Consider the following 4,467-nt stretch of genomic DNA (forward strand, 5'->3'; position numbering starts at 1 on the left):
TTGACGTTGACGAGCAAGCTGTTGTTGTTCCTTCGATTCTTGCTGGCGTCCTTTTTCGTGTAAATTTTGTAGGTTCTGTTGCGCTTTTTCCACACTGCTTGGGGCTTTGTGCTGTGCTTTTGGTTTTAACTCACGTCGTAAGGCACTGCGCTTGGCTTCTCGTTCTTTCACGGGTTTTTGTTTCAATCCAAGCTCTTGTTTTCCTCGTTTTTGCGCTTCTTCTTGTCGTTTTCTCAGTGCGGCTTTTCGTTCTTCTTTGGCTTGTTTGCGGTGTTCTTTGTTGGCTGCCTTCTGTTCTTTTGCGGCTTCACGCATTTTCTTTTCGGTACTAAATGGGTGGGTTGCAAACGCCATTGCGTCGGCTAAAGAGACCCTTCCAGTAAACAGACTACCTAAGAATTTACGGAAGATATACAAACCTAATGGCGTCAACAAGTAAATTAAAATCGTTAAGATTTTTTGCCATGGATTATCAACCGCGTTACTTAATTGAAACCCTAAAGACAGAAACGTAGCAAAGAAGATACAGGCAAAGCCAGTCATAGCTTTCATAAAAATGGTCATGCCAAATGCTTTGAAATAATTCACAAAGACATTGATTCCTATCATGAATAATCCAACTAAAAGAAGAATTGGTAAAAGCGGTAATAAGAATATCTGTAAAACCGCTATGACGAGACGAACAAAGCAAAGGACAAAATACACAATCGTTTGAATCAAATTCACGACAATGTAAAACAGTCCGTAGAAAGTATTATCCAAGTTCTTGTAATACTGAACGTTTCGATTCTTAAGCTCTTCTGCTTCATATTTTGTGATGTCTTCATGAAGTTTAATATTCTCATCATTGGTCACATCATTATCCAGTAAAATGTTGATACGGTCGTATTCCGAGTCTTTGTATTCGACTTGTTTTTTACGAATGGTTTCAGGATTAGACGTACCATAATTCATCAGTAAATAAGGTTCATAGACATTGGTGTAAAATACACGAGAAGCAATCAACTCTCCTGCGCTTTTCATGCGGTCATTAACGTTCCCATCTTTACTTTCTGGGACACTTTCACCATTTAATACGGGATTGACTTTTACAAATGCCGCTTCAATTTGTTTGTCTGCGTCAAACATTTGGTTGAACAACGAATCGGACGTGTTGGCGTCTTTGCAAACGGAAAGACCTGTAAAGATAAGGATTGTCATTAGAAAGACACGTAGCGCTTGGCGAAATCGCTGCTCACCAATGAATTTAATTCCCATAATTAACGTAACAAACCCAATTCCTATCGTTCCAGCAATACTCAACATGTTTCCTGCGATATTGGAGGTCAATTGTTGGATAGGTTGTTTAATCGGTGTGACAACGTCCATACTAAAAAGAAACTTGACCATTTCAGCATTGAATTGACCAAGTCCTTTAACACCAGACCATGTAAAATTCTTTAATATAGCAGAGGCATTGGTAATTGCTTCACTTATTCCAGATAAACTTTCTTTGGGTTTATCTTGGGTCATTAATTCAAACGAATTATCCTTGTAATTCTCGTAAATGGTATCTACGTCTGTGGTAGGTTCTCTGATAATAACCTTATTTTCATCGGGTTCTGGTGCCGCAAACACGGGCGTAGATTGTGTAAACATAAAAAAACAGCCTACAAAAAGTAGGACTGTCAATAATAGTGATTTCTTTTTCAAAGGATCACCTCATTATTTCTGGTTTATTTTGGTTAAGGACACGTCTTTTTCACCATTTTTTGCTGTTATACTGCCGTTTTTTTCTTTTACGTCTGTTAAAATTGTTGTACTAATTCCTTCTAAAGTAATAGTTAACTTTTTATCTTTTTCGTCATACTTGTAACTACCACCATAGCTAGAACTATTTTCTGTTACGTTTATTTGATTATCATCATAAAAGGTCAATTTAGTTGATACTCCAAATCCTTCGCCTTCCCATTCTCCACCATCAGCAGTCAATGTATCTTTAATAGAGTTTCCTCCACAACCAGTTAAAAGCAAGATACCTACAAATCCAATAATCCAAAGAAGTATTTTTTTCATATGAATCCCCCTAATTAAAATAGTTTTACGATATAATAAAGTGTCGCCTTATCCGACAGTCTTGCGACTGGAAGGAGGTGTATACCATGTTTCAAGAATTTCTTTGCCCCCTTCTTGTCGGCATATTCATTGCCTTATTCGAGTATTGGCTGAATAAGCGAAACAAGAAGTAAAACATGTAAAGAGGCGACATCAGCCCACAGAAAAACCCCTAGAGAATCCGACCTCTCTAGGGGTTTCGTGTACACCATGTTCCTTCTTTGCACCCCTAGTATACCACAATTTTCTTGTTATTTCTAGGAACTTTGTTCTAATGCAAGCGCCACTTGGGTCGCTTCGTCTTCTTTATTGGTAGAAGAAATCGCAAGTAACCAGCTATCAAATAACACATCAATGGCAATCGGTTGATTTCGTCCTCTGTGGTCTTGGAAAAGACACGTCCCTGATTTTAGTTCATTCATTAGCTGAACGTTGGCGCTATTAGGTTCCATACCAAAGAAGTGTAACACTTTTTCTTGTGCTTCTTTTTGATTTGGACGAAAGGCAAACTTATACGATAACAATTCCTTCTTGTCTTCTCTATCATAATCCATAAACGCTTGAGTGACAAGGTATATATCTGTCATGTTCGCACGTCCCTTCCGTAAACTATCTTCAATTAAGAATCGTCCTTGAGCGGTATCTTCAAAGCCTTTGGCTTCATCAAAAATAATCGCTGCGTCTTCGTTTTTGTCCGTGGAGAAAATGTATGTCATTTTCATTATGACTTCCATAATGGACATGCCAGCGATTTGTTCATTATTTAGATTTTTTGCCTCTATTTCTTCCTGTGTGGGGATTTGTAATCCTTGGGTACCCAATACATTGATTTGATTTTCAAAGCGAATCGGTTCGCTATAATCGTTTCCTAAAAGGATTTTGCCTAACCCTACATTATAGCCTGAAATTAATTTGGCTAGTTTTGGGTCTTTTTCTCGAATGACCTCAATCACCTTCGTTAAGTGTTTCTTTCCTTTGCCACTCATAACTGTTTCTACCGCTTCTAAAATCAACGTTTTCTTATCACTGGAGGTATGGCTGTCCGTGTTGACTTCTCCAAAATTTTCCAAAACGTTGCGGGCAGTTTGAATCGCTTGTTCTCTTGGTAAAAACAATAATGGGTCAAGCATTCCTCGATATTTTTCCTCATTCGATAAAGAAATGAAATTAATTCGCTCAAACAACGCTTTAAATTCAGGAATGTAGCCAAATTTTTCTAATGCTTTTCGGAAAAAAACTTCCGTTTCATTTTTTGGGTCAACGTAAAGGATTTTTTGTCCTAAAAAAGTGAGCCACAAGAAAATATATTTCACCAATACAGATTTTCCCTGACCCGGCGGACCGATAATCAACGTATTTCCGTTAGTATGTTGGGCGCCTTCAATGGTTCGTTTCGTTAAATTCGGAAAAAACCAAATGATTTTACTCGATAACGATAACGCATGTTGAACGGATTTAAACTTCTTCGCTGTAATCACTCGACCAAGTGGCATACCATAGCGATTCCCCACCTCTTTTTCAAGGTCAAGTCCAAAATCAGCCACATAGCCTGTGGTAACCACTTGTTCATAGCTCTTAAATTTGCTGACACTCCCGATTAAGCATTGATTGAAAAGGGTCAGTTGGTCAACAAGTGGACGATAGACCTTGTAAGCTGTACCATCAAGAACAAATTCTACTTCTTTGATTCGTTCTTCTAGCTCTTTTTTGCTTTCTGCCGCTAATACAAACGTAATTGTCATGCGACACAAGCGACGTTCTTTGCTTTTTAATCGCTCATTAAGGTCTCTCAACCGTTCTTCCCCGAACAATACGACCTCATCATCATCTAAAATGCCGTCAACGGTTTCTTGGTCTTTGTCCTGTTCAAAAATTCGCTTTCTCATTTTATGCACGTGTCGACGGTCTTTATCCTCATGGTCAAATGTCACTCGTACATGTGTTTCAATCGGCGAAGACAAGCTATCCTGTAAATTTTGAACAAATGCGCTCCCAAACATACTGGTAGGAACGTCCGTTAATGTTAGAAAAGAGAGATAATGGGTCTTCCCTAACTGTTCGACGGTTAGATAACCACTATGATTTTCAATCACCCCTTCGGTCATTTCTTCTACAAGTAATTCACGTTGTGGTAAGCGTGTATTTGCACGGTGGAAGAAATAATAAAAAAGACGACCCATTGTTTTTGTATCTAAACGTTCGATTTGTTTGTAATTCGCTAAGTCATTGTATAATTGTTTTTCTGCTTTGCGAAACGTTGATAAAAGGACACTTCTTGGCACTTTTTGTCCTGTCAAACGGTGAATCAATCGTCCACACATATCTTTAAACAATTCAACGTATTCTAAAGGGTTGGCTACTTGAATAGGTGTG

4 protein-coding genes are annotated in these 4,467 nt (G+C 38.3%); 1 reads left to right on the top strand and 3 read right to left on the bottom strand.

Annotated features, from left to right (window positions below; genetic code table 11):
- Nucleotides 1–1,692 (bottom strand): cell envelope integrity TolA family protein (locus tag ECA01S_RS13645; RefSeq protein WP_067396478.1); only part of this gene is annotated, 1,692 nt, incomplete at its 3' end.
- Nucleotides 1,693–1,704: 12 nt separating this feature from the next.
- Nucleotides 1,705–2,055, bottom strand: coding sequence for a hypothetical protein (locus ECA01S_RS13650; protein WP_067396482.1), 351 nt, complete (start codon nucleotides 2,053–2,055; stop codon nucleotides 1,705–1,707).
- Nucleotides 2,056–2,141: 86 nt separating this feature from the next.
- Between ECA01S_RS13650 and ECA01S_RS14260 the strand changes: the two genes are divergently transcribed.
- Nucleotides 2,142–2,228 (top strand): type I toxin-antitoxin system Fst family toxin, encoded by an 87-nt coding sequence (locus ECA01S_RS14260; protein ID WP_143139644.1) that lies wholly within the window; start codon nucleotides 2,142–2,144, stop codon nucleotides 2,226–2,228.
- A 123-nt stretch (nucleotides 2,229–2,351) separates the two neighbouring features.
- Here the strand turns inward: ECA01S_RS14260 and ECA01S_RS13655 are convergent.
- The coding region (locus tag ECA01S_RS13655) for an ATP-binding protein (protein ID WP_067396485.1) at nucleotides 2,352–4,467 on the bottom strand (2,116 nt) is incomplete at its 5' end.

The sequence above is a fragment of the Enterococcus canis NBRC 100695 genome, assembly GCF_001544375.1.
Taxonomy (GTDB): domain Bacteria; phylum Bacillota; class Bacilli; order Lactobacillales; family Enterococcaceae; genus Enterococcus_H; species Enterococcus_H canis.

What these genes read in the sequence shown, in the direction of transcription:
- ECA01S_RS14260 (WP_143139644.1), top strand. Translation starts at nt 2,142, where the DNA reads ATGTTTCAAGAATTTCTTTGCCCCCTTCTTGTCGGCATATTCATTGCC.
- ECA01S_RS13650 (WP_067396482.1), bottom strand. Translation starts at nt 2,055, where the DNA reads ATGAAAAAAATACTTCTTTGGATTATTGGATTTGTAGGTATCTTGCTT.